Source organism: Streptomyces sp. NPDC088725, from assembly GCF_044751305.1.
Classification (GTDB): domain Bacteria; phylum Actinomycetota; class Actinomycetes; order Streptomycetales; family Streptomycetaceae; genus Streptomyces.
The window spans coordinates 143675-168223 of record NZ_JBIVLO010000012.1; the positions used below are offsets into that span (position 1 = coordinate 143675).

A 24549-nucleotide genomic window follows, 5' to 3' on the forward strand; every position below is an offset into this window, starting at 1 on the left:
TCCCGTTCCGGCCGCGTGCGGCGCTACGCGCCAGGACCGGCCGGCTCCGCCGGGCCGCGCGTACTCGCCAGCAGCACCTTCTGCAGCTCGCGGGCGGCACGCGGCGGCGCGACGTCGCTGCGGTGCGCGAGCGCGATCGTACGGCTCAGCCCCGGCTTCGCCAGCGGGGTGACCCGCAGATCGCGCCCCGCGCTCGCCGCCACCATGCTCGGTACGACGGCCAGGCCGAGACCCGCCCGTACGAACCCGAGCACGGCGTCCATCTCGCCTCCCTCCACGGTGAACGACGGGTCGAACCCCGCCGCGCGGCAGGCGGCCACCGTCAGCTCGCGCAGGTCGTAGCCGTGCCGGAACATCACCAGCGGCCGGCCCTCCAGATCGGCGATCCTGACCGGCCGCCCGGGCGCGGGAGCGGCGGCCGAGGACACCACGACCAGATCCTCGTGCAGCAGTTCCACGGTGGTCAGGGCGGGCGAGGAGGCCGGCAGCGGAAGCACCACCAGCGCGAGATCCAGCGCCCCGCGCGCCAGCGCGCGCACCAGGTCGTGCGAGCCGCCCTCCTCGATCAGCAGCTCGATGCCCGGATGCAGATCGTGGAAGGAGCGCAGCACACCGGGGAGCAGCCCCGTGCACAGGCTCGGCGGCGCCCCCAGCCTGACCCGGCCGCGCCGCAGCTGGACCAGCTCCTGCACCTCGCGTCTGGCGGTCTCGGTGTCGGCGATGATGCGCCGGGCGAGCGGGAGCAGCGCCTCGCCGGCGTCGGTGAGGGCGACATTGCCCCGCGCGCGGCTGAACAGCTCGGCGCCCAGCTCCTTCTCCAGCGCCTTGATCTGCTGGGACAGGGACGGCTGCGCGACATGGACCCGCTCGGCGGCGCGAGTGAAGTGCTTGGACTCGGCGACGGCCACGAAATAGAGAAGCTGATGGAACTGCACGCTGCCATCATAGGCAACGGCTATGGATATGAGCCGCACCATGTCTTGGACCTCTTGACCCGGGCGCTCTAGCGTCATGTTCATGGCTCTGGCAACGCGGACGGACAAACGGCCGTCCATGACCCGCACCCTCTGGGGTTCGACCCTCGGGAAAAAGACCGTCATGGCCGTCTCCGGGCTGATCATGCTCGGCTACCTGGTCGTGCACATGTACGGCAACCTCAAGATCTTCTTCGGCACCGACGACTTCAACAGCTACGCGCACTGGCTGCGGACCATCGGCGAGCCCGTCCTGCACTACTCCTGGGCGCTGTGGATCATCCGCGTGGTGCTGGTCGTGGCCGTCGTCCTGCACGCCGTCTGCGCGTACCAGCTCAGCCGCCGGGACCTCGCGGCCCGCCCGCAGAAGTACGAGCACAAGCGGCCGCGCGCCAGCTATGCCACCCGCACCATGCGCTGGGGCGGGATCATCCTCGGCCTGTTCATCGTCTGGCACATCCTCGACCTGACGACCGGCACCGTGCACTCCGGCGGCTTCCAGGAGGGCCACCCCTACCAGAACATCGTGGACACCTTCTCCACCTGGTGGGGCAACGTCATCTATCTCGTGGCGATGCTGGCCCTCGGACTGCACGTACGGCACGGCTTCTGGAGCGCCGCCCAGACCCTCGGCGCCGGCAGCGCGGCCCGCGACCGCGTCCTGAAGACCACGGCCGATCTGCTGGCGATCGTCCTGACCGCGGGCTTCATCGCCGTGCCCGTCGCCGTCATGACCGGATGGGTGAGCTGACATGGCAGACACGAACGGAACCACCGTGCACGACTACTCCTCCTACACCACCGGCGAACCCGTCGCCGACACCAAGGCGCCCGAAGGACCCGTCGCCGAGCGCTGGAACCGGCGCCGCTTCGAGGCCAAGCTGGTCAACCCGGCCAACCGCCGCAAACACACCGTGATCGTCGTCGGCACCGGCCTCGCGGGCGGCGCCGCTGGTGCCACCCTCGCCGAACAGGGTTACCACGTAGTCCAGTTCTGTTACCAGGACTCCCCGCGCCGCGCCCACTCCATCGCCGCACAGGGCGGCATCAACGCCGCCAAGAACTACCGCAACGACGGCGACTCCATCCAGCGGCTCTTCTACGACACCGTCAAGGGCGGCGACTTCCGGGCCCGCGAGTCCAACGTCCACCGCCTCGCCGAGGCCTCCGTCGAGATCATCGACCAGTGTGTCGCGCAGGGCGTGCCCTTCGCCCGCGAGTACGGAGGCCTGCTCGACACCCGCTCCTTCGGCGGCGTCCAGGTCTCCCGTACGTTCTACGCGCGTGGCCAGACGGGCCAGCAACTGCTGCTCGGCGCCTACCAGGCGCTGTCCCGGCAGATCGCCGCGGGCGCCGTCGAGATGCACCCGCGCACCGAGATGCTCGACCTGATCGTCGTCGACGGACAGGCCCGCGGCATCGTCGCCCGCGACCTGATCAGCGGCAAGGTCTCCACCTACTTCGCCGACGCGGTCGTCCTCGCCTCGGGCGGCTACGGCAACGTCTTCTACCTCTCCACCAACGCCAAGAACAGCAACGCCACCGCCGTCTGGCGCGCGCACCGGCGCGGCGCGTACTTCGCCAACCCGTGCTTCACACAGATCCACCCCACCTGCATCCCGCGCTCCGGCGAGCACCAGTCGAAACTGACACTGATGAGCGAGTCGCTGCGCAACGACGGCCGGATCTGGGTGCCCAGGGCACACGGCGACCTGCGGCCGCCCGCCGAGATCCCCGAGGACGAGCGCGACTACTACCTGGAGCGGATCTACCCGTCCTTCGGCAACCTCGTCCCGCGCGACATCGCCTCACGCGCCGCGAAGAACGTCTGCGACGAAGGACGCGGGGTCGGCCCCGGCGGACAGGGCGTCTACCTCGACTTCGCCGACGCCATCTCCCGGCTCGGCCGCAAGGCGGTCGAGGAGAAGTACGGCAACCTCTTCGAGATGTACGCGCTGATCACCGCGGAGGACCCCTACGAGGTGCCGATGCGCATCTACCCGGCCATCCACTACACGATGGGCGGACTGTGGGTCGACTACGACCTCCAGACCACCGTGCCCGGCCTGTTCGCGATCGGCGAGGCCAACTTCTCCGACCACGGCGCCAACCGCCTCGGCGCGTCCGCGCTGATGCAGGGCCTGGCGGACGGGTACTTCGTCCTGCCCGCCACCATCGCCGACTACCTCGCCCGCCACCCGCACCTCGACCCGGTCGGCGACGACCACCCGGCCGTCGCGGAAGCCGTCGCCGACACCGAGGACCGGCTGCGGCTGCTCCTCGCCGTTGACGGCGACCGCACCCCCGACTCCTTCCACAAGGAGATCGGCGAACTCCTCTGGGAATACTGCGGGATGGCCCGCACCGAGGAGGGCCTGCGCAAGGCGCTGGACCGAATCCCCCAGATCCGCGAGGAGTTCTGGCGCCGCATCAAGGTGCCGGGCACCGGCGAAGAACTCAACCAGTCGCTGGAGAAGGCCAACCGGATCGTCGACTACCTGGAGCTCGCCGAGCTGATGTGCCTCGACGCCCTGCACCGCTCCGAGTCCTGCGGCGGCCACTTCCGCGAGGAGTCCCAGACCGAGGGCGGCGAAGCGGCGCGCAAGGACGAGGAGTTCTCGTACGCCGCCGCCTGGCAGTTCACCGCCACCGGCGCCGCGCCCGTCCTGCACAAGGAAGACCTCGTCTTCGAATACGTTCACCCCACCCAGCGGAGCTACGCATGAGGCTCACCCTGCGCGTCTGGCGACAGCGCGACGCCGACGCCCCCGGCGCCATGGTCACCTACGACATCGACGAGATCTCCGAGGACATGTCGTTCCTGGAGATGCTCGACACCCTCAACGAGGAGCTGATCCTCAAGGGCGACGAGCCGGTCGCCTTCGACCATGACTGCCGTGAAGGCATCTGCGGCGCCTGCGGCGTCGTCATCAACGGCGACGCCCACGGTCCCGAGCGCACCACCACCTGCCAGCTCCACATGCGGCACTTCAAGGACGGCGACACCATCGATGTAGAGCCCTGGCGGGCCGGGGCGTTCCCGGTGGTCAAGGACCTGGTCGTGGACCGCTCCGCCTTCGACCGCATCATCGGCGCGGGCGGTTACATCACCGCTCCCACCGGCGCCGCCCCCGAGGCACACTCCACACCGGTCCCCAAGGCCGACGCGGACTTCGCCTTCGAACACGCGGAGTGCATCGGCTGCGGCGCCTGCGTCGCGGCCTGCCCCAACGGTTCGGCGATGCTTTTCACCTCGGCCAAGATCAATCATCTCAACGTGCTGCCGCAGGGTGCGCCGGAGCGCGAGACCCGGGTCCTCGACATGGTCGCGACCATGGACGAAGAGGGCTTCGGCGGCTGCACCCTGGCGGGGGAGTGTGCGACGGCCTGCCCCAAGGGCATCCCGCTGCCGTCTATCACCGCGATGAACAAGGAGTGGCTGCGGGCGACCCGCAAGGTCGCGCGCTGACCGTCCGTGCAACTGCTCACGGCACCGCGCACTCACCGCGGACTCGTGACGCGGCTCGCCGCGCACGCGGGTCGCCGCGCCCTCACGCGCATGGGGCTCGCCCCGCGCACTTACCGCGCCGCGGGCAGCGCACGGGCCAGATACGGCGCCGTACGGCTGCCCGCGGCCGCGGCAACCTCCGCCGGCGTACCGGCGGCGACGAGGCGGCCTCCCTCGTCGCCGCCGCCGGGCCCCAGGTCGATGACCCAGTCCGCGCCCGCCACCACCGTCATGTCGTGCTCCACGACCACGACCGAGTGGCCCGCGTCGACCAGCCCGTGCAACTGCCGCAGCAGCACCTCGACATCGGCCGGATGCAGCCCGGCGGTCGGCTCGTCCAGGACGTACAGCGTGTGCGTGCGGTGGGTGCGCTGCAATTCCGTGGCCAGCTTGACGCGCTGTGCCTCGCCGCCGGACAACTCGGTGGCCGGCTGGCCGAGCCGCAGATATCCGAGGCCCACATCGAGCAGCGTCCGCAGACTGCGCGCGACAGCCGGCGTACCGGCGAAGAAATCCGCCGCGGCCTCCACCGTCAGGTCGAGGACCTGGGCGATGTTCCGTCCCTGGTAAGCGACTTCAAGCGTCGGAGGGTTGTAGCGGGCGCCGTGGCAGTCCGGGCAGGGGGCGTACGTACTGGGCAGGAAAAGCAGCTCCACGGAGACGAAACCCTCGCCCTGACAGGTCTCACACCTGCCGCCCGTCACATTGAACGAGAACCGTCCCGCCCGGTAGCCGCGCCTTCGTGCCTCCGGTGTGCCGGCGAAGAGCTTTCGTACGACGTCGAAGAGGCCGGTGTACGTGGCGAGGTTCGACCGTGGAGTGCGGCCGATAGGCTTCTGATTCACCGTCACCAGCCGTCCCAAACCTGGAACTTCCTCATCGATCACACCGATCAGCGTGGTCTTTCCGGATCCGGAGACTCCGGTGACAGCGGTGAACACACCGAGCGGCACACCGACCTCCACCGCGCGCAGATTGTGCCGGGTGACGGGCCCCAGTGTCAGTGTGCCCGACGGCTCGCGAACCGTCCGGGCGTGCACGGGTGCCTCGACCGTGCCGCCGAAGAGGAAACGCCGGGTCGCCGACTCCGGTACGTCCGCGAGCCCGGTCGGCGGACCGCTGTAGAGCACCTCGCCGCCGTGCTCACCCGCCCCGGGACCCACGTCGACCAGCCAGTCCGCGTGCCGCACGACATCCAGGTGGTGTTCCACGACGAAGACGGAATTGCCCGCCGCCTTGAGCCGGTCCAGCGTCACCAGCAGCGCCTCGGTGTCGGCCGGATGCAGCCCCGCCGAGGGCTCGTCCAGTACGTACACGACTCCGAAGAGCCCGGAACGCAGCTGCGTGGCGAGCCGCAGCCGCTGGAGTTCACCACTGGAGAGGGTCGGTGTGGCCCGGTCCAGGCTCAGATAGCCGAGTCCCAGCTCGGTGACGACGCCGATCCTCGCCCGCAGGTCGTCCGTGAGGACGCGCGCCGTGGGGGAGTGCGCCGCGCCGGTCGTCAGCAGTTCCGTCAGAGCGGTCAGCGGGAGGGAGACGAGGTCGGCGATCGTACGGCCGCCGAAGGTGACCGCGAGCGCCTCGGGCCGCAGCCTGCGCCCGCCGCACACCGGGCACGGCAGCGCGCGCAGGAACTTCTCGGCCTTGGCGCGCAGCGAACCGCTCTTGGAATCGGCGAAGGTGCGCAGCACATAGCGTTGTGCGCTCATGTACATGCCCTGGTAGGGGCGGTGGATCCGGCCCGCTTCCCGCACCGGATGCACGGTGACCACCGGCTGCTCGTCGGTGAACAGGATCCAGTCCCGGTCCCTCTGGTCGAGTTCCCGCCAGGGGCGGTCGACGTCGTACCCGAGCGCGTCCAGCACATCGCGGAGATTCTTGCCCTGCCAGGCACCGGGCCAGGCCGCGATCGCGCCTTCCCGGATCGTCAACCCGGGCTCGGGGACGAGCAGTTCCTCGTCGGTGCGGTGGATCAGCCCGAGCCCGTGGCACTCGGGGCACGCGCCGGCCGCCGTATTCGGTGAAAAGGCGTCCGAATCTAGGCGTTCGGCGCCCGGCGGATACTCACCCGCCCGGGAGAACAGCATCCGCAGCGAGTTGGAGAGAGTGGTGACCGTGCCGACCGACGACCGTGAACCCGGCGCCGACCTGCGCTGTTCCAGCGACACGGCGGGCGGCAGCCCGGTGATCTCGGCGACCTTGGGCGCGCCGATCTGATGGATCAGCCGGCGCGCGTACGGGGCGACGGACTCGAAGTAGCGGCGCTGGGCCTCGGCGTAGACGGTGCCGAAGGCCAAGGACGACTTGCCGGAACCGGAGACCCCGGTGAACACGGCGATGGCGTCGCGCGGAATGTCGACGTCGACGGAGCGGAGATTGTGCTCCTCGGCGCCCCGGACCCGTACGTACGGATCGTGCGGGCCGGGCGCGGTCCGCCCCGGTCCTGTGCCGGGCGGGGGATCCGCGGGGGCGGGCATGCGACGTGTCCCTTCTGTGCGGCGCCGCACGCTGGTCGACGGCGCCGGTGGGATCCGAGCGTCCCACGGCGAAGGTCAGGACGGTACGGCAGTCCCGCGACGCCACCACGCGAGCGGCCCGGGCGTGCCGGCGGGGCGGTGCTGCCCGGGCTCCGTCGGCGCGGTGGACACCGTACGGGGGCACTCCGTTTCTCCGGGGGGTTACCCCGTTCCGGCCGGCGGGTCGGCGAGGATCCCCTTCAGGATTCCCGTGGTCTGTCCGACCTCGATGAGATATCCGTCGGGATCGCGCAGATAGCAGCGCACCTCGGCCTTGCGGTCGATGGGTGGCGTCACGAACTCCGCGCCCTTGGCGGTCCACTCCCGGTAACAGAGGTCGATGTCCGCCACCCGCAGGTTGAGGAAGCTCGACTGCGTACTGATGTCGTCGGGCGGTCGCAGCGTGATCCCGGGTTTGTCAGGTGTGGGACCGCCGCCCGGGTTCATGATGATCCAGCTGTTGGCGAGCCGGATCATGCAGGGGTTCTCCTCCATCACGACCGTGCCGCCGAGGATGCCGGTGTAGAAGGCACGCGAGCGGACCACGTCCCGTACGGTCAGGAAGTGCGTGACGAGCAGGCCGGATTCCGGGACAGGCAGTTCGTCGATGTTCATCGCGCGCGTTTCCCTTCTTCGGCACATACGGGTGCCGGTTCGGTCCCGGCACACTCCCCAGTCTCGGCACACTTCGCCGTCGTCGCAGTTCGAGGCTGTTCGCCGAGCGCGACAGAGGGTCTGCGGCTACCCTCGGGCCGCGCTTTGTCAATCCCTAGCGGGAGGCGAGGCCGTCGATCATCAGGGTGAGCGTGAAGTCGAACCGGTCGTGGCCCTCGCCCGCGGTGAGCTCGGCCGCGTACCGGGTGGTATGAGGGAAGGCCGTGGCGGGCAGCGCGGCCAGCCGGCGCCGGAGCTCGCCGGTGTCGACGACCCACTCCGCCTCACTGTCCACCTTGCGCTGGTTCATGACGGAGATCTCCAGGCAGTACGCGGCCACGTACAGCAAGAGGGCGTCGATGGCCCACGCCGCGTCCTGCGGGGCGACGCCGCCGGCGAGCAGGACGGCCAGCATCCCTTCGCCCAGGCGCACGGTCTCCAGATCGGTGGGGGCCATCGCGAACGCGGCACGGGAGATTCCGGGGTATTTCAGGTACTGGTCGCGCAGCCGGCCGCACATGTCGCGTATCTGCTCCCGCCAGGCTGACGGATCGGGCGCCGGCAGCGTGATCTCGGCGCACAGCCGCGCGATGAGCAACTCGTCGAGGTCGGCCTTGTTGACCACGTGGGCGTAGAGCGAGGCCGGTCCGGTGTCGAGCGCGGTGGCCAGCCGGCGCATGGTCAGCGCCTCGTAGCCCTCTGCGGCGATGACGTCCAGTGCGGTGCGGACGACCTGCTCCACGGTGATCGGGGCCTTGCGGCGCCGCGGCCTGGGGGCGGCTGCGGCCTCGGAGCTCGGAAGCTGGTGGCGCGCCGCGCGTCGCTCTCTCGGGTTCACCCGATCACTATAACTTGACGCGAACGTCGTTCGTGTATAGAACGGTGTTCGTGGATGAGAATCTGAAGCAGGACATGGACGTGACCGTGGTCGGGGCCGGGCCGGTGGGCCTCGTACTCGCCGCGGAGCTGGCGCTCTCCGGGGCGACGGTGCAGGTGATCGAGCGGCTGGCCGCACCGGGCAAAGCGATGAAGGCGGGGGCGATCAACGTGCCGACCGCCGAGGCGCTCGACCGCCGAGGATTGCTGTCCCCCGCCGAACAGGTGCAGCGAGAAACCCTCGAACGCGTGGGATCGTTCGCGCCCAAGGACGACGACCTGCCGCCCGGTGCCGGGCGGCAGGCCCGCGTGCCGCGCTTCACCGGACACTTCGCAGGCATGGTCCTCGACGCCGGCCTCGTGGACTGGTCCGATGCCGACCTGGCCGCCCACACGTCGGTCGACGGGGCCAGGATGGTGCCGCAGCCCGAGCTGGAGGAGCTGCTGGGCGACCACCTCACGCGGCTCGGCGTACCGGTGCTGCGCGGAGTGGAGGTCACCGCGCTCGAAGACACCGGCGACGGCGTCCTGGTCGGCACCACGGCGGGTCCGGTCCGTACCGGTTGGCTGGTCGGGTGCGACGGCGGGCGCAGCACCGTGCGCCGCCTCGCGGGTATCGACTTCCCCGGCACCGATCCCGAGCTGACCGGCTACCTGGCGGTCACCGACATCGCCGACCCGGAAAAGCTCGCGAACGGATGGGCCTGGTCGGCCCGGGGCGCGTACCGCTACGGACCACAGCGCGGACGCGTGGTCACCGTGGAGTTCGGCGGCCCTCCCGCCGACCGCTCGGCGCCGGTCACCCTTGAGGAGCTGCAGAGCAGTCTGCGCCGGGTCTCGGGCACCGACGTCACCCTGACCGCGCTGCGTGGCGCCGCGACCCGCTGGACCGACAACGCCCGCCAGGCCGCGGACTACCGGGCGGGGCGGGTGCTGCTGGCCGGCGACTCCGCGCACGTGCACTCACCGTTCGGCGGTCAGGGGCTCAACCTCGGGGTCGGTGACGCGATGAACCTCGGCTGGAAGCTGGGTGCCGTGGTCGCCGGGTGGGCATCTGACGGGCTGCTCGACACCTACGACGCCGAGCGCCGCCCCCTGGGCGCCTGGGTGCTGGACTGGACACGGGCGCAGATCGGAGTGATGCGCGGGGACGCCAAGTCGGCCGCGCTCCGGGAGGTCGTCGCCGACCTGCTCGGCACGGAGACGGGCGCGACGTACGCGGTCAAGAAGCTCTCCGGCGTCACGCAGCGCGTCGACCTGCCCGGCGACCATCCGCTGACCGGCCGGCTCGTTCCCGACCTGTGGCTGAAGGACGGCTCGCGTCTGGTCGACCACGGTCACGGCGGCGGGTTCCTGCTGCTCGACCGGACCCCGGACGGGGCGTTCGCCCGCCTCGCCGCCGCCTGGGACGGGCGAGTGACCACGGTGACCGACGACCACGCCACGCCGACCGGGGTGCTGGTACGGCCGGACGGGGTGGTCGCCTGGGCCTGCGACTCCGTCCCTGACACCTCCGTCGCCGCCTCCGGAGCGACCGCCGCCGCTGTCACCGGCCTCGAAGCCGCTCTGCGCCGATGGGCCGGCGCGCCGTCCTCCGCGCCCGAGCACGGCCCGGCGGACTGAATCCCGTGAGCCGTCGTTCGCGGCGTGCTCTGCCCACGTACCGCGTCAGGAACGCCTAGAAGTCCGCCGTGGCCCCGTCGGCGGACCGTCCGAGCAGGACCGCCAGCCGGCGGTACGAATCGAGCATCGCGGCACGGTCGTACGTACTGGTCGTGACCAGGAACTCGTCGGCGGCGCTGCGGGTCAGCAGCGTGTCGAGTCCCGCCGCCACCTCGTCCGCGGTGCCGTACAGATGTCCGCGCCGCGCCTCGTCGAAGAGCGAGCGTTCCCGCTCGGTCATGGGAGTGCCGAGAATCGATTCGACGGGCGTGAGCTGCGGGAACTCGCCGCGTGTGCGGGAGTACGCGGTGGCCCAGGCCTCGGGGATGAGCAGTCTGCGCGCCTCCTCGGTGGTTTCCGCGACCGCGACCGTGCCCGACACCACCACGTACGGCCGCTCGCCCCAGGCGGAGGGCCTGAAGTCGCGGCGGTATCCCTCGATCGCCCGCAGCATCGCGTCCTCGCCCCGGACAGCGGCGATCACCAGCGGCAGCCCGGCCCCGGCCGCCACACGGGCACCTTTGCCGGTGGCGAGGACGAAGGCGGGGACGCGCAGCCCCTCGGCCGGGTGGGCGTGGACCTGCGGATGGGCGGTCTGTCTGCCGTCGAAGTAGCCGAGCAGTTCGGCGAGTTGCCCGGGGAAGTCCTCGGCGTCCTGCTTGTCCCTGCCGAGCGCCTTGCGTATCCCGTCGGTGAACCCCACCGACCGGCCCAGCCCCATGTCGATCCGGCCGGGGGAAAGAGCTTCCAGTACGCCGAACTGCTCGGCGACAACAAGCGGTTGGTGGTTGGGCAGCATCACACCGCCGGTCCCCACGCGGATCCGTGATGTGGCGGCCGCGACCGCCGCCGCGAGCACGGTCGGCGCGGATCCCGCCACCCCGGGCACGCTGTGATGCTCGGAGACCCAGAAGCGGTGGTAGCCGAGGGCCTCGGCCTGCCGCGCGAACCGAACGGTGCCGCGCAACGCCGAAGGGCCGTCCTCGCCCTCCCGGGTGCGGGAGCGGTCAAGGACGGAGAAGGGAACAGACGCCGCGATACTCACGTACCTTCCAACAACCGGGCCGCGCGAGGATTCCCTACGCTGGCGTACATGACGCAGCGCAGCAGGCCACTCGCCGTATTCGACCTGGACGGCACTCTCGCGGAGACAAGCCACCGCCAGCACTTCCTGGAGCGCACGCCCCGGGACTGGAACGCCTTCTTCCGGGCCGCCGTGCACGACACACCGCTGGCCGAGGGGATACGACTGGCGGTGGTGGCCGCCGAGGAGTGCGAGGTCGTGTACCTCACCGGCCGTCCGGAGCGCTGCCGCCGCGACACCGAGGCGTGGCTGAGCACGCACGGGCTGCCGAAGGGGAGGGTCCTGATGCGCGGCGACACGGACCGGCGCCCGGCCCGTACGTTCAAACTCGGCGTTCTGCGCGAGTTGGCCGGCGAGCGGGGGATACGGATGCTCGTGGACGACGACGAACTGGTCTGCGACGCGGCCGAACGGGCGGGCTTCCCGGTCGTACGGGCCCGCTGGGCCGACACCTCGACGGCGTTCAAGGACGCTCAGGAGAGCGAGGGCCGCACCTGAGCCCGGACGTGACCCGCAGGGCCGCACGGGGACCCGGCGGCCCCTGCTCCGGCAGTCCGTCTCCCGGGCCCCCGGGCCAGGCGGCTACGCGTCGCCTTCGAGCCGGAAACCGACCTTCAGCCCGACCTGGAAGTGTTCGATGTCGCCGTCCTCGATGTGCCCACGGACCTCGGTCACCTCGAACCAGTCCAGCCCTCGCAGGGTTTCCGACGCTCGGTTGACCCCGTTGCGAATGGCGTCGTCGATCCCCTCGTGCGACGTGCCGACGATCTCGGTGACTCGGTAAGTGTGATTCGTCATGGGACGGCTCTCCTCTTCACGAGTAACGGACACATCGCGTACCCCCTCCACGGTGCCCTACCCCACGCGGCTCCGCGAGACGTCGGACCGCCGCCGGAGGGCACACCGCACAGCCGCCGCGCCGCGTACCGGGGGCGCTACCGTACGTATCCACACCCACCGGCCGCGCGGCGGGCGGGAGTTGCGGGACCGCGCGCGGTTCGTCTCCTTCGCCCGCCGGGCGCGGGATCCTCTCCGAGGAAGGACGTACGGCATGGCTCTGCGGATGTGCCAGATCGCGATCGACGCGGCGGACCCCGCCGCACTCGCCCGATTCTGGGCCGAGGCGCTCGACCAGCAGGTGTTCGTGGACTCCGACGGCGATGTGATCGTTGCCTCCGACGCACACACGTTTCCGGGCCTGATCTTCGTCCCTGTTCCGGAGGCGAAGCAGGTGAAGAACCGGCTGCACATCGACCTCGCCGCGGATAACCAGGAGGCGGAGGTGGCGCGGCTGCTGTCCCTCGGTGCCGTCCACGTCGACGTCGGCCAGAGCGCGGACGTCACCTGGCAGGTGCTCTCCGACCCGGAGGGCAACGAGTTCTGCGTCCTGGCGCCGAAGCAGTCGTTCACGGGCTGACCGGAACGGGACGCCGCAACGGGCGGGGCCGGCGCGCGCCTCTCGCGCGCCGGACGCCGTCGCCGACCGCCACCGATGTGGCTGCCGGGCGAATTTCCAGTGCACCGCACGCGGGCCGAGATGGACGGCCGTGGTCCGGCCCGCGTGGAAACAGTGGGATTCTCCGTCCCCGCCCGCCAGTTCCCGCCTCAGCTCCCGGCATTCAGCCGTCGCACATCCACTCTCCGCCGTGCCGTCATGTCGAATCCAGTCGGTCGCGGAAGAAACGAGGTGCCGAACCGGCGCACCGGCGCCGGGACGGCTGTACGCCTTCCCTTCCGGCACACTTCCGGCACAGGAGACAGCCATGTCCACGGTCATCCCCGCCCCGCTGCCCGCCACCCTCGCTCCTCCCGCCCCCGTGCCGCCGCGCTACGTGGTCTCCCTCGCCCGTGACCAGGAGGACGTACGCGCCGCCCAGCGCCTGCGTCACCTCGTGTTCGCCGGGGAGATGGGCGCCCGGCTCGACACCACCGAACCCGGCCTGGACGCCGACGCGTTCGACGCGTTCTGCGACCACCTGCTGGTACGGGAGGAGACCACGGGCGAAGTCGTCGGCACGTACCGGCTGCTGCCGCCCGACCGCGCCAGGGCCGCCGGACGGCTCTACTCCGACAGCGAGTTCAACCTCGGCCGGCTCGCCCCGATCAGGGACGACCTGGTCGAGGTCGGCCGCTCCTGCGTGCACCCTCTGCACCGCTCCGGCGCCGTCATCAGCCTCATCTGGGCCGGACTCGCCCGCTACATGACCGGCAGCGGACACAACTGGCTGGCCGGCTGCTGCTCGGTGCCGCTCGCCGACGGCGGCGCGCTGGCCGCCACGACCTGGAGCACCGTCAAGGACAAGTACCTCGCCCCCGAGGAGTACTGGGTCACTCCGCACCGCCTCTGGACCCCCGCCCAGGGCATCGACACCACCGCGGGCAGCTCCGCCGATCTGCCCGCGCTGCTCCGCGGCTACCTGCGGCTCGGCGCCTGGGTCTGCGGCGCGCCCGCGCACGACCCGGAGTTCGGTGTTGCCGACCTCTATGTCCTGCTGTCGATGCGGCGCACCAACCCCCGCTACATGCGCCACTTCCTCTCGCTCGCCCCCGCGCGATGAGCGTCTGGCTGCCCACCGCCCCCTGCACGCCGCAGGGTTGCGGGACACACGCGGGTCCGGCCGTCGGCGTGACGGCCGCGGCCGCCCGGCTGCTGACGGGAATCTCCCTCCTGGTCACGGGAGTTCTGCTCGCCCCGCTCCTCTCACCGCTGGGCGCGGCTCTCCGTGACCGCCTCACCCGCCGCTGGGCACGCGCCCTGCTGCGCGCCTTCGGTCTGCGGATCCGGTTCGCCGGCGCGCCCTTTGCCCGGCGCGGCGGCCCCATGCTGGTCGTCGCCAACCACATCTCCTGGCTGGACATCCCGCTGATCGCCGCCGTGTTCCCCGGGCGGATGCTCGCCAAGAGCGAGATACGGTCCTGGCCGGTCCTCGGACGAGTGGCCGCCGGGGGCGGCACCCTGTTCGTGGAGCGCGAGCGGCTGCGCGCGCTGCCCGGCACGGTGCGTACGCTCGCCACCGCGCTGAGCGAAGGCTCCCGGGTGATCGTCTTCCCTGAGGGCTGCACCTGGTGCGGGCGCGAGCAGGGCCGGTTCACCTCCGCGGTGTTCCAGGCGGCGCTGGACGCGGCCGCCGACGTACGGCCCGTACGTATCACCTACCGCACACCGTCGGGCGCGCGGTCGAGCGCTCCGGCCTTCGTCGGGGACGACACACTGCTCGCGTCGCTCTGGCGCGTCGCGAAGGCAGGCGGCCTCACGGCGGAGATCGCGGTCCTGCCGCCGATCCCCGCCGGGAGTCACACCGACCGCCGCTCGCTGGCTCTCGACGCTCAGACCGCCGTCGCGAGCGACAGCGCGAACCGGCCGGCCTCATCCGTCCACCAGTGGGTCAAGGCCATCCCGGCGTCCGCCAGTTCAGCCCTGACCCCGTCCTGACGGAACTTCGCCGACACCTCCGTGCGTACCTCCTCGCCGGCCTCGAAACGCACCAGCAGATCCAGATCGGTGATCTTCACGTTCAGAGCCCGGCGGGCGCGCAGTCGCATCTCGATCCGCTCGCACTCACGGTTCCAGAGGGCGACATGATCGAAGTCGGCGGGATCGAAGTCCCCGCCGAGTTCCCGGTTGACGACCGACAGGACGTTCTTGTTGAACGCGGCCGTCACCCCGGCCGCGTCGTCGTACGCTCTGACCAGTACGGACTCGTCCTTCACCAGATCCGTGCCGAGCAACAGCGCGTCCCCGGGCGCCAGCAGCGCACGGACCGACGAGAGGAAGACCGCACGTTCCGCGGGCAGCAGATTGCCGACGGTGCCACCGAGGAACGCCACCAGCCGCGGCCCCGGCGACTCGGGCAGCGTGAGCCCGGTGGTGAAATCGGCGATGAGCGCGTGGATCCGGAGTCCGGGCCGCTCGGCGAGCAGCCCCTCAGCGGCCCCGGTCAGCGCGCTCTCACTCACGTCGACCGGTACGTAACTCTCCAGCTCCGGCAGCGCGTCGAGCAGATGCCGGGTCTTCTCCGAGGATCCGGAGCCCAGTTCGATCAGGGTGCGCGCGCCGGTCGCCGCCGCGATCTCCGGCGCCCGGGCGAGCAGGATCTCCCGCTCCGCGCGCGTCGGGTAGTACTCGGGCAGCCGGGTGATCTCCTCGAACAGGTCGCTGCCGCGCGCGTCGTAGAACCACTTGGGCGGCAGCATCTTCGGCGTACGGCCGAGACCTTGGAGCACATCGGCGCGCAGCGCGGCGTCGGTGGCGTGCTCGGGCAGGGTGCGGGTCAGCTGGAACGGGCTCACGCGGGTGGCTCCTTGAGGGGGGTGAGCGATACGTCGGTGCGGTCCGCCACGACCAGGGTGTGGTCGGGGGCTTCGCACCAGCGCGGATCGTTGTCGTACGGCTCCGAGGCCACCACCGCGCGGCGGCCCGGTTCCGCGAGATACCAGAGCGTGTCCCCCCAGGCGGTTCCCGCTATCGTCCGGCCGTCGGTCAGCAGCAGGTTGAGCCGCGACCGGGGGGCGGCCGCCGCGACATCGGACACCGTGTCGGCCAGCGCCTGACCGAGCCCGTCCCCCTCCCGCAGCCGGCGCAGCACCAGCGCCCACACCAGTGCGGAGTCGTTGCGGGCCGCCAGCGACAGCAACTCCTCCGGCGGGAGCGACGCGGCGAGCGGAGCGAGGCTCCCCGGCCAGTCCCTCACCGCTCCGTTGTGGCTGAACAGCCACGGCCCGGACGCGAACGGCGCGGCCGCCGCCTCGCCGTCGGCCCCTGGCTCCGTCGCATCGCGTACGGCGGCGAGCAGGGTGCCGCTGCGGACCACCCGCGCCAGATCGGTGAAGCCCTGATCGGCCCAGATGGGACCGCCCCGCCGGTAGCGCCCGGGCACCGGATCGCCTTCGGCGTACCAACCCACCCCGAAACCATCTGCGTTGACGGTTCCGTACCGCTGGTGACGCGGCTCCCACGACTGCCGGTACAGCGCGTGTTCGGGTGTGATCAGCACCTCACCGAGTGCCAATGTTGCTCCTGTGTAGGCGATATGACGACACATCAGGCATCCCTGGCCGTACGGAATCCGGAGAAGATCTGGCGGCGGACGGGCAGGTCCCAGTTGCGGAACGAGCCCCGGCAGGCCACCGCGTCGGCCCCGAAGGACCCGCCACGCAGCACCTTGTGGGCGCTGCCGAAGAACACCTCGGAGTACTCCCGGTAGGGGAAGGCGGCAAAGCCCGGGTAGGGCAGGAAGTCGCTCGACGTCCACTCCCAGACATCCCCGATCAACTGCCGTACACCGAGCGGCGAAGCGCCCTGCGGATAGCTGCCGACAGCGGCGGGCTGAAGATGGCGCTGGCCGAGATTGGCGTGCGCGGGCGTCGGGTCCTCGTCGCCCCACGGATGGCGCAGGGACCGCCCGGAGACCGGATCGTGGCGGGCCGCCTTCTCCCACTCCTCCTCGGTCGGCAGCCGCCGCCCCGCCCAGCGGGCGTACGCGTCCGCCTCGTACCAGCTCACATGGAGCACCGGCTCGTCCTCCGGTACCGGCTCCACTGTCCCGAACCGGCGGCGCAGCCACTGACCGGCCTCCTGGCGCCAGAACAGCGGTGCGCCGATGGCGTGTTCACGGATCTGGGCCCAGCCCTCCGGAGCCCACCACCGCTCGTCCGTGTAGCCGCCGTCCTCGATGAAGTGCAGATAGTCGCCGTTGGACACCGGCACGGTGTCGATGAAGAACGCGGGCACGAGCCGTTGGTGCGCGGGCCGTTCGTTGTCCAGCGCCCAGGGTTCGGCCGAGGTGCCCATCGTGAACCGTCCTGCGGGCACGAGTACTTCGGCGGGCAGCCCCGTGGTGTCCCCGGCCGGAGGCTTCGGCGCGGTCAGCGCGGCGGGCCCCCGGCGCAGCTGATGGGTGATGAGCATCGTCTCGTCGTGCTGCTGCTCGTGCTGGGCGATCATCCCGAAGGCGAAACCGGCGTTCAGCAGGGGGCCGCCGTGGAACGGGGTGCGCTCGATGACGTCCAGCACCCGGCCCCGCACGTCGGCCGCGTACGTCCGTGCCTCGGCGGGCGCGAGCAGTGGCAGTGCGGGACGGGCCGACCTGGGATGCTCGAAGGCGTCGTAGATCGAGTCGATGTCCGGTCGCAGGGCGTCCCGGCGCCCGACCGTACGCAGCAGCCACTGCTCCTCCTGATTGCCGATGTGCGCCAGATCCCACACCAGCGGAGACATCAACGGCGAGTGCTGAGCGGTCAGTTCGCGGTCGTCGACGGCAGAGGTCAGCAGGGAGGTACGGCTGCGCGCGGCCGTCAGGGTCTCGACGGCGCGGCGGCGCAGATCTTCGGCAGAGGTCTCGTGGGTGAGGACGCCGGCGCTCCCGCCGGTGTCGGCCTTCTCGGCGGCATGGTCGGTCATGAGCGCAGATCCTTCTCGGGTTCCGGAGCCCGCAGGTCGTCGGCGGGGGTCCGGCCCCGCAGGACGTAACGGTCGTGGAAGGCGGCCACGGCGTCCTGGACGGCGGTGGTGGCGCCGATGCGCGGAAGCGCCTCCAGAGCGGCGGCGAAACAGGCCGCGGCGGCCGCCTGGAGTTCGGGGTCGCCCAGGCCGTACCGCGCGGCGTTGACCCAGAGCGGATTGCCGGGCGCGGGCGCCGCGCCCGCCGTCGCGGCCAGGGCCTTGACCGTGCGGTATGCGGTCTCCGAGGCCTCCGGATCATCGAACAGCGCGGTGGTGACGGCGAGCGGTACCACCCAGCCGTCAGGACCGGGCTGGGCATCGATCATCCGCAGTTCCAGGTGGCCGCGCGGCCGGACGGGCGGGAAAAGTGTGGAGAGGTGGTAGTCGAGATCGGCGCGGACGGGCGGCCTCGGCAGACCGGAGCGGATCCAGTCACGGAAACTGAGCCCCCGCGGAACCTCCCAGGGGCCCTCGGCCGCCCGCACGCACATCACCGGCGCGTCGAGGGCGTACGCGGCCCACGCGGCGCGCGGCTCGACGCCGGACGGCGCGGCGGTACGGGCCGGGTCCAGCTCGGTCCACACCGCTTGCCGGTGGGAGCGCCAGCCGGTGGCGCGCCGCCTCGCCATGGGCGAATTGGCGAACGCGGCGACCAGCACCGCGCCCAGCAGGTGCGCCAGCTGCCAGCGCCTGCCGTACCCGAGTGGCCCCGGTTCCTCGTACCCCGCGTCCAGACAGACCTGGACGGAGGCCGTCGTCCGCATCATGGCGCGGCCGGCGGGACCGATCCGGTCGAGATACGCCTCCATGGCGTCGTAACGGGGAACGCGCAGCATCCGCCGAGGGGAGTGCCAGGGGTCCTGTCCGAAACCGGCGAGCGCGAGACCGGACGCGGCCAGTGCGGGGCGTACGGCGTCCAGGTCGTTGGCGGCCGAGGTGATGCAGTCCATGAGCGACGCGGCCGGCTGGGAGCTGATTTCCAGCTGACCGCCCGGTTCGAAGGTGAGCGCCGAATGCAGGGGCACCGACCGCAGGCCGTCGAAGGCTTCTTCGAGACGGCGGGTCAACACGGGCTGTTCGGGGTGGTGCAGATCGTGGACGAGCCATTCCAGCTCAACGCCTACCAGGCGGGGCGGACCAGTCTTGAACGCTATCCCGCGCAGCAGATCCTCGGCGTCGTCCTCGCCGAGTGCGGTTTCCTCGTGAGTGAAAGCCTCTGGCGGCATGGCCGGATCCTCCTGTCGAAGATCATGACCGGGCTTCTTCCCCGGGGTCGGGGAGAAGTGCTTCGGTCCAACCTAAAGCCACTCTCGCCGCTTCGCACAAGAGTGCCCTACAGGTCTTCAATTCGTCAGAAATCAGGTTGCCCCACAGGCGATTCCTCACGCACGATTCCGGTTATGAGCGCACGGCTGCGGGGGATCGCGAAAGAGACCGAGGACGTTGTCCGGGCGGGAAAATACCTGGTCGGCGGTGGCCGGGAGGTCGTGATCGGCCCGGCGGTCGAAGCCGCCCTCTCGGGTACGCGGATGTACGGGCCGGAAGCCGTGGCCGTTACGCCGGACGGCGACCGCGCGACCGCCGTCGAGGTCACAGGCGAGAGCAGCCTGGAAGCGGCACGACGGCTGACCATGGCCGGAAAGGGCGCCGTCGCCGTCCTCACCTTCGCCTCGGCGCGCAATCCGGGCGGTGGCTACCTGAACGGCGCGCAGGCGCAGGAAGAGGCGCTGTGCCGGGCCTCCGCCCTGTACGCCACACTGCGGCGCGCGCCCGAGTTCTACGCGCACCACCGCGCGGAACGCAGCCCGTTCTACACCGACCGGGTCATTCACTCACCCGGCGTGCCGGTCTTCCGCGACGACCGGGGCGCCTTCCTCGCCACGCCGTACCAGGTCGGCTTCCTCACCTCACCCGCGCCGAACGCGGGTGTGATCCGGAGAAGGACCCCCGAAGAGGCCCACCGCGTTCCTGCCGCGCTCGACGCGAGGGCCGAAAGGGTCCTGGAGACGGCGGCGGAGCGCGGCTACCGACGGCTGGTGCTCGGGGGGTACAGCCAAGGTGAGCCCAGAAGCCGCCACGGGATGATCTTGAAGGCATGACGGGCACAGCTTGTCGGCTTCACCGTACGCGGGTTGATCGGCGCCGATTGCTTGAGCGAGAGCCTGCGGTGCTTAAGGGTGTCCCTGACCTCGGAGCGCGGCTTCGGCCTTCTCCAGCGCGACCCGGCGCTGGTCGGGACTCAATGGCGGCAGAGCGCCCATGAGGGGAATCCTCTCGTCGTACAACATGGAACGGGCCCACCATGACCCCGCCGGTGGTTCCGTGACCAGCAGGTTTGATGGGCCGTGCTGCCTGTAAGCGTTGCTGTGGGGGAGTTGGGCGTCGCGGGTGTCGACGTCGGTGTCCTCGCTCGCGGCCAGGTTCGCGGTGGCGGTCAGCTCCGTGCCGGGCAGCTGGTCGCGGTCCAGGCTGGCGGCTATCAGCTCGTGGGTGGGGATGGGCACGGTGATCTGTTCGTTAATTCAGAGCGGCAGCACCAGGTGGGCCCGCTCGGCGCCGGCGCGGTGGACGATTGCGACGGTGCACTCGCGCCTGCCGGGCTGTGGTCCGCTCACCGGGTGTTGTCCTGGGCGGGGATGAGGTCGGTGAGGGCGCTGGTGATGGTGGAGCGAGCGTATCCGGTGCGGGTGGCGATCTCGGCGGGGCCGAGTCTGGCCTTCACCGCCAGGGGCAGGGCCTTGCGCAGGGAGGCGCCCGCGGTGTCGGCGGCGGCCCGGGCGGCTTTGCGGTCCTTGGCGGCGGCGGCCAGCGCGCGGTGGGCGGCGGCGCTTGCTTCGTCGAGGCTGTTCATCACGCCGGGGCGCCAGACGACCTGGCTGTCGGGGAAGCGGCGGGTGAGTTCGGCGTGCAGGTCGACGGCGCCGGCCGGGTTGTCAGTCGGGTACGCGGCCAGGTCGATCGGCTGGTTGCCCATCCCATCGTCGGTGACCTCCAGGAGCTGGCCGTCGTGGGCACGGACCTCGATGTGCCACTGGCCGAGAGAGTCGATGCCGAAGTCGACTCGCCCGGGAACCCGGACGGCCCCCGGAGCGGAGTCGAACATGCCGGGCATCGTCGGGCCGGTGCCTTCTGTGCCGCGCACGATACTGGTGTAGTCGATGCCGCCCCCGGCCGTCGGTTGGTCGTGCTCACTCACCGCTGGTCTCCCCTCCGTCGTGAGGCCGCCAGCCTACGGCGCCATCCGGCGGGCACGGACCGGAACCGAGGCGATCACCGCCTTCTGGGCGGTGACGGCCTGCCGCTGTCGGCACCGGGCCACTGATGTTCGTCCCGGTCGCTGGGTGTCTGCTGCCCGCCGGGGGACGCGCGTCATCATCCGCAGTAAATACCGGATTTACCGCGGCGGAGCCTCTACCGTGATCGTCACGACCTGCGGCGGGTTCTCCGGCCGCCGCAGGCGAGGTGTACGCATTTACTGCGGCAGAGCAGTCGGGAGGGCGGAGCGGGTGTCGATCGAACTGGCGAGCGCATCGGGTGATGGGGCGGATGTGCAAGGCACGTTGGCGGTGCCGCGTGCCCGGGTGGTGCCCCTGTCCGCCCCACCGGGTCTGTACACCGCGGCGGTCGAGCGGTACCTCACCGGTGCTGGGATCGCGAAGTCCTCCGCGAGAGTCTACCGGATCTCGCTGACGACGTGGGGGTGGATGGTCGCCGGACAGCCGGCCCCGACCGGCCCGGCCCGCCGCAGCGCGAAGCCCCCGGCCGTGCCCGTGACCGTCATCGACGACCCGGCACTGCCGGAGGTGATGGCGGAGCTGGCGGCGGCGCGGGCGGACGAGATGGACGCCGACACCGTCAACCGGGAGTTGTCCATCGCGCGCAAGGCGATCGGCTGGTGGAAGCGGCAGGGCTGGATCACCTGCGATCCGACGGTCGGCATCGAGCGGCGCCCGGCTCCGCCGGACCGCACCAAGGCCCTGGCGGAGTCCCAGATCGCTGCCCTGTGGCGGTTGGAGGCGGGGCTACGGGAGAAGACGTTCTGGAAGATGCTCTACGAGTCCGCGGCTCGGGCGGATGAGGTGCTGTGCCTGAACGTGGAGGACCTCTACCCGCAGGACAAGCGCGGCAAGATCACATCCAAGGGCGGGGCGAGGGAGTGGATCCACTGGCAGTCCGGCGCCGCCCAGTTGCTGCCCCGCCTCATCGCCGGCCGCCGCCGCGGACCGTTGTTCCTCACCGGCCGCAAGGCCCCCGCGGGCACCGCCGCACTGGACGTGTGCCCGGAGACCAAGCGCGCTCGGCTGTCCTACCGGCGGGCTGAGGAGATCTTCGAGTACGCCACGCGGCTGCTGGCCAACCCGCTCGCCCGGCCGGAGGACATCGCCGATCTGGAGGGCTGGACACTGCACCGCCTTCGCCACAGCGCGCTTACGCACGACGCCGAACGCGGCACGTCCACCCCGATGCTGCTGGCCCGCTCCCGGCACGCCTCCGTCCGCTCCCTGGAGCGCTACGCCCGTCCCGGCGTCGATGCGGTCGCCGCGCACGTCGCCGCCTCCGACCCGGCCGCCCGCCGTCGGCACTGACTGCAACGTGGTCCGGCCGCTCTCGGACTCATCTGATGATCATTCGTGGCCGATCGCGAGAACGACAGGGCCCTGCCGCACTCTCACAGTACAAATGTGTGGGTCCCGGTTCCTGGATCAGGAACCGGGACCCACGTGATGGTGTCACGCTGAGAGCAACTAACGCAGACTGAAACCGCCTACAGTGCGTCGGTCGACTTCCTGGAACAGGGAGTCGGCCTGTTCCGAGCCATCAACGCAAACTAGTGCTGCAAGCCTGGCGTACGCCTTCATTCCGGGCCAGGCCCCGGTGGCGGCGTGAAGAGAGGCCGGGCTTTCCAGCCATTCGGTTGCGCCTGCCGCCCCATCTGGGGCTCCATCGAGGACGACTGTTCTCACATGGTCGCGAAGACAGACCGGCAGCGTCTGCTCAACCACTTCCTCTGTGCAGTTCGACCATGAGTCGAACTCCCTCACTCCTGGGCGGTCATCAATCAGGTGATCCACAAGGGCGATCGGGATGGTCACACAATCCCGCACCAGGCGCAGCCGTTCCAGTGCCGGTATTTCTGCCCAGGCAGAGGGAAGCACAACCCCGTCCATGACGCCGCGTGCATTTGTTTCCGCAAGTTCGGCGTACGCCGCTTCGACCACGACGGTAGTTAGTCGATACGGCCGAACGGCATCCCAGTGCATGACGCACAGGCCTGTTTGGCCGATCATTTCACGCACATCTCTTTCTTACCTTGGATGAAGTGGGTGTCGTAGTTGTACACCGTGGATCTGATGGTGGTGTGTCCGCCGTGAATCATGAACTCGCCCACTGCCTTGTAATAGTAGCAGTGCCCGTGAGGTGCCCAGTTCGCGACGGCTCGATCCTTGTACCTGTTCGCGCCACTCACATATCCGGTGCTGCCGATTTTCTCCCAGCCCCACCAGCGGGACCGATAGAGGCTGACTCGGATCGAGTAGCGGGGTACTTTTGTCTTGCATTTAAGATCGGCGTGTACGTTGATTTTGTGGGTGTGTCCGGGAGTGCCTGACTGGTGGGGCCGGTCGACGAAAGCTCCACAGCCCCATCGATTGGCTCCGTACTGACCGCTGAGGTCGGTGCAGTTGACGCTGTCGCCCGAACAGTATTCGTAGGCATTGGCGTTTCCTCCGTCGACCGGGTCCGTGGTGAGGAAGCGGCCGGCGGCGGGGTCGTAGAGGCGCTGGCCCATGAGAATCAGGCCGGTAGGCGTTTGGGAGGAACGCTGGTATGCGGCGAGCCAGTTGTACCGGGCGGTCTCGGTGCCGGCACGGGTGTTGCCGTACTCGTCCGTGTCAGCGACGGTGGGTGCCAGGGACGTATCCAGGGGCAGAGCGATTCCTGCGTCCCCGTGGAGGTCGGTCAGTTCCAGAACGACCCTGTCTGTGATGCCGGTGACTGCCGCGAGACTGTCCGAGAGAGCACGCACATTGCGCGTGCGCAGTCCCGTCGCAGTGTCCTCTACGGTCCAGGTGGGACTGTCGGTGTTCGCGCCGTAGTGGTTGACCGCGGTCAGTGTGGTCGCTGGTGTTTCGCTGGTGCCGGCTGTCTCTGTGGTCCAGGAGGCGAGGCGGTTCTCCGCGTCCAGGTTCCAGGTCTGCTTCTGGTCCCCGGACGTCTGTGAGTGGATGAGATCGTTGGTGTAGTAGGTGAAGGTGCTACCTGGTTGTGTGAGAGTTCTGCCGAAATCGTCGTACGAGATGCCTGTTCCGGTGAGCCGGTCAGCGCTGTCGTAGGTTGAATTCGTGGTCTGCTGGACGGTAGTGCCGTCGGGCTGCTCTTCCTTGGTCACCAATTGAGTACGGTTGGAATTGTCATCGAAGGTGTAGGAGCGGCTTTGGGCGTTGTATGTTCCCTCCTCCGCTGCCTGGGTCAGCCGGCCTATTCGGTCATAGGTGTAGTTCTGTTCATTGGTGGCGCCGGCGCTGCGGGTGGTCGAGATCGTCTGGTCGTAGATGGAACCCACGGCGATGTCGGACAGCAGCGTGAGACCGTCGCTGTCTCTGGTGTAGACCCGTGAGGTGGGAAAGCCCGCTTCGTCGGTGCTGGTGGTCAGGCTGTATCCGCCCGGCAGGGTTTCGTTCTCGACCTCGCCGTCGGGCCCGTAGGTAGCGGTGAAAGTGCCTGCCGCGGAGTCCGTCATGGTGATGGGCAGATCACGGGGCTCCTTGGCCGCGTCGTAGCCGTAAGTCACCGTCGAGGGGGCGGAGTCAGTAATCTTGACGGGTCGGCCCATG

General features: G+C 70.2%; 24 protein-coding genes. 10 read left to right on the top strand and 14 right to left on the bottom strand.

Annotation, left to right across the window (positions count from 1 at the left end):
- Positions 1-23: 23 nt before the first annotated feature.
- Positions 24-935, bottom strand: coding sequence for a LysR family transcriptional regulator (locus ACIP6N_RS26365; RefSeq protein ID WP_401819495.1), 912 nt, complete (start codon positions 933-935; stop codon positions 24-26).
- Between the two features lie 82 nt (positions 936-1017).
- On the opposite strand from ACIP6N_RS26365, the gene ACIP6N_RS26370 reads away from it, so the two are divergent.
- From ACIP6N_RS26370 to ACIP6N_RS26380, 3 genes are read left to right on the top strand one after another with little or no spacing between them, the layout of a single operon-like run.
- The gene (locus ACIP6N_RS26370) at positions 1018-1725 is read left to right on the top strand and encodes a succinate dehydrogenase (RefSeq protein WP_401819497.1); all 708 of its coding nucleotides are present in this window, start codon (positions 1018-1020) and stop codon (positions 1723-1725) included.
- A gap of 1 nt (position 1726) precedes the next feature.
- Positions 1727-3700 (top strand): fumarate reductase/succinate dehydrogenase flavoprotein subunit, encoded by a 1974-nt coding sequence (locus ACIP6N_RS26375; protein ID WP_401819498.1) that lies wholly within the window; start codon positions 1727-1729, stop codon positions 3698-3700.
- The gene (locus tag ACIP6N_RS26380; RefSeq protein WP_401819501.1) at positions 3697-4443 is read left to right on the top strand and encodes a succinate dehydrogenase/fumarate reductase iron-sulfur subunit; all 747 of its coding nucleotides are present in this window, start codon (positions 3697-3699) and stop codon (positions 4441-4443) included. Before ACIP6N_RS26375 ends, ACIP6N_RS26380 begins: the two co-directional genes overlap by 4 nt.
- Positions 4444-4553: 110 nt before the next feature.
- On the opposite strand, the gene ACIP6N_RS26385 is transcribed toward ACIP6N_RS26380, so the two are convergent.
- From ACIP6N_RS26385 to ACIP6N_RS26395, 3 genes are all read right to left on the bottom strand, one after another.
- Positions 4554-6959, bottom strand: coding sequence for an ATP-binding cassette domain-containing protein (locus ACIP6N_RS26385; RefSeq protein ID WP_401819503.1), 2406 nt, complete (start codon positions 6957-6959; stop codon positions 4554-4556).
- Positions 6960-7160: 201 nt separating this feature from the next.
- Positions 7161-7613, bottom strand: coding sequence for a VOC family protein (locus ACIP6N_RS26390; protein ID WP_401819504.1), 453 nt, complete (start codon positions 7611-7613; stop codon positions 7161-7163).
- Between the two features lie 154 nt (positions 7614-7767).
- A complete protein-coding gene (locus tag ACIP6N_RS26395) occupies positions 7768-8490 on the bottom strand; it encodes a TetR/AcrR family transcriptional regulator (RefSeq protein WP_401819505.1) in 723 nt (240 codons plus the stop codon).
- A 74-nt stretch (positions 8491-8564) separates the two neighbouring features.
- Here ACIP6N_RS26395 and ACIP6N_RS26400 point away from each other — a divergent pair, with 74 nt between their 5' ends.
- Positions 8565-10151 (top strand): FAD-dependent monooxygenase, encoded by a 1587-nt coding sequence (locus tag ACIP6N_RS26400; RefSeq protein WP_401819585.1) that lies wholly within the window; start codon positions 8565-8567, stop codon positions 10149-10151.
- Between the two features lie 55 nt (positions 10152-10206).
- On the opposite strand, the gene ACIP6N_RS26405 is transcribed toward ACIP6N_RS26400, so the two are convergent.
- Positions 10207-11235 carry an LLM class flavin-dependent oxidoreductase gene (locus ACIP6N_RS26405; RefSeq protein WP_401819508.1) on the bottom strand — a complete coding sequence of 343 codons (1029 nt, stop codon included), beginning with the start codon at positions 11233-11235 and terminating at the stop codon, positions 10207-10209.
- A 48-nt stretch (positions 11236-11283) separates the two neighbouring features.
- On the opposite strand from ACIP6N_RS26405, the gene ACIP6N_RS26410 reads away from it, so the two are divergent.
- Positions 11284-11772 carry a hypothetical protein gene (locus ACIP6N_RS26410; protein ID WP_401819510.1) on the top strand — a complete coding sequence of 163 codons (489 nt, stop codon included), beginning with the start codon at positions 11284-11286 and terminating at the stop codon, positions 11770-11772.
- Between the two features lie 84 nt (positions 11773-11856).
- Here the strand turns inward: ACIP6N_RS26410 and ACIP6N_RS26415 are convergent, their stop codons facing one another.
- Positions 11857-12072 (bottom strand): dodecin, encoded by a 216-nt coding sequence (locus ACIP6N_RS26415; protein ID WP_401819511.1) that lies wholly within the window; start codon positions 12070-12072, stop codon positions 11857-11859.
- Positions 12073-12325: 253 nt separating this feature from the next.
- On the opposite strand from ACIP6N_RS26415, the gene ACIP6N_RS26420 reads away from it, so the two are divergent.
- The 3 genes from ACIP6N_RS26420 (at position 12326) to ACIP6N_RS26430 (ending at position 14707) form a co-directional block, all read left to right on the top strand.
- A complete protein-coding gene (locus ACIP6N_RS26420) occupies positions 12326-12691 on the top strand; it encodes a VOC family protein (RefSeq protein WP_401819512.1) in 366 nt (121 codons plus the stop codon).
- A 346-nt stretch (positions 12692-13037) separates the two neighbouring features.
- Positions 13038-13832, top strand: coding sequence for a GNAT family N-acetyltransferase (locus tag ACIP6N_RS26425; protein WP_401819515.1), 795 nt, complete (start codon positions 13038-13040; stop codon positions 13830-13832).
- Positions 13829-14707 carry a lysophospholipid acyltransferase family protein gene (locus tag ACIP6N_RS26430; protein WP_401819517.1) on the top strand — a complete coding sequence of 293 codons (879 nt, stop codon included), beginning with the start codon at positions 13829-13831 and terminating at the stop codon, positions 14705-14707. Before ACIP6N_RS26425 ends, ACIP6N_RS26430 begins: the two co-directional genes overlap by 4 nt.
- Here ACIP6N_RS26430 and egtD read toward each other — a convergent pair.
- Genes egtD through egtA form a run of 4 tightly spaced genes read right to left on the bottom strand, consistent with a single transcriptional unit; the run spans position 14602 to position 18942 of the window.
- Positions 14602-15564 (bottom strand): L-histidine N(alpha)-methyltransferase, encoded by a 963-nt coding sequence (gene egtD / locus ACIP6N_RS26435; protein WP_401819520.1) that lies wholly within the window; start codon positions 15562-15564, stop codon positions 14602-14604. The two genes, ACIP6N_RS26430 and egtD, sit on opposite strands and share 106 nt — an antisense overlap.
- Entirely contained in the window at positions 15561-16316 is a 756-nt protein-coding gene (gene egtC, locus ACIP6N_RS26440) for an ergothioneine biosynthesis protein EgtC (protein WP_401819523.1), read from the bottom strand. The genes egtD and egtC overlap by 4 nt, the downstream gene beginning before the upstream one ends.
- On the bottom strand, positions 16316-17674 hold the full coding sequence (egtB, locus tag ACIP6N_RS26445) for an ergothioneine biosynthesis protein EgtB (RefSeq protein ID WP_401819525.1): 1359 nt from the start codon (positions 17672-17674) through the stop codon (positions 16316-16318). Before egtB ends, egtC begins: the two co-directional genes overlap by 1 nt.
- Positions 17671-18942 (bottom strand): ergothioneine biosynthesis glutamate--cysteine ligase EgtA, encoded by a 1272-nt coding sequence (gene egtA / locus ACIP6N_RS26450; RefSeq protein WP_401819527.1) that lies wholly within the window; start codon positions 18940-18942, stop codon positions 17671-17673. Before egtA ends, egtB begins: the two co-directional genes overlap by 4 nt.
- A 174-nt stretch (positions 18943-19116) precedes the next feature.
- On the opposite strand from egtA, the gene ACIP6N_RS26455 reads away from it, so the two are divergent.
- Positions 19117-19815, top strand: coding sequence for a TIGR02452 family protein (locus tag ACIP6N_RS26455; RefSeq protein ID WP_401819529.1), 699 nt, complete (start codon positions 19117-19119; stop codon positions 19813-19815).
- 72 nt (positions 19816-19887) lie between these two features.
- Here the strand turns inward: ACIP6N_RS26455 and ACIP6N_RS26460 are convergent, their stop codons facing one another.
- Positions 19888-20220 (bottom strand): hypothetical protein, encoded by a 333-nt coding sequence (locus ACIP6N_RS26460; protein ID WP_401819531.1) that lies wholly within the window; start codon positions 20218-20220, stop codon positions 19888-19890.
- A 107-nt stretch (positions 20221-20327) separates the two neighbouring features.
- Positions 20328-20912: a hypothetical protein gene (locus ACIP6N_RS26465; RefSeq protein ID WP_401819533.1), complete on the bottom strand. Its 585-nt coding sequence runs from the start codon at positions 20910-20912 to the stop codon at positions 20328-20330.
- Between the two features lie 352 nt (positions 20913-21264).
- Between ACIP6N_RS26465 and ACIP6N_RS26470 the strand changes: the two genes are divergently transcribed.
- A complete protein-coding gene (locus tag ACIP6N_RS26470) occupies positions 21265-22302 on the top strand; it encodes a tyrosine-type recombinase/integrase (RefSeq protein ID WP_401819535.1) in 1038 nt (345 codons plus the stop codon).
- Positions 22303-22461: 159 nt separating this feature from the next.
- Here the strand turns inward: ACIP6N_RS26470 and ACIP6N_RS26475 are convergent, their stop codons facing one another.
- Together ACIP6N_RS26475 and ACIP6N_RS26480 are read right to left on the bottom strand one after the other, a co-directional pair.
- Positions 22462-23013 (bottom strand): hypothetical protein, encoded by a 552-nt coding sequence (locus ACIP6N_RS26475; protein ID WP_401819538.1) that lies wholly within the window; start codon positions 23011-23013, stop codon positions 22462-22464.
- Positions 23001-24548 carry an RHS repeat-associated core domain-containing protein gene (locus tag ACIP6N_RS26480; protein ID WP_401819541.1) on the bottom strand — a complete coding sequence of 516 codons (1548 nt, stop codon included), beginning with the start codon at positions 24546-24548 and terminating at the stop codon, positions 23001-23003. Before ACIP6N_RS26480 ends, ACIP6N_RS26475 begins: the two co-directional genes overlap by 13 nt.
- Between the last annotated feature and the right edge of the window lies 1 nt (position 24549).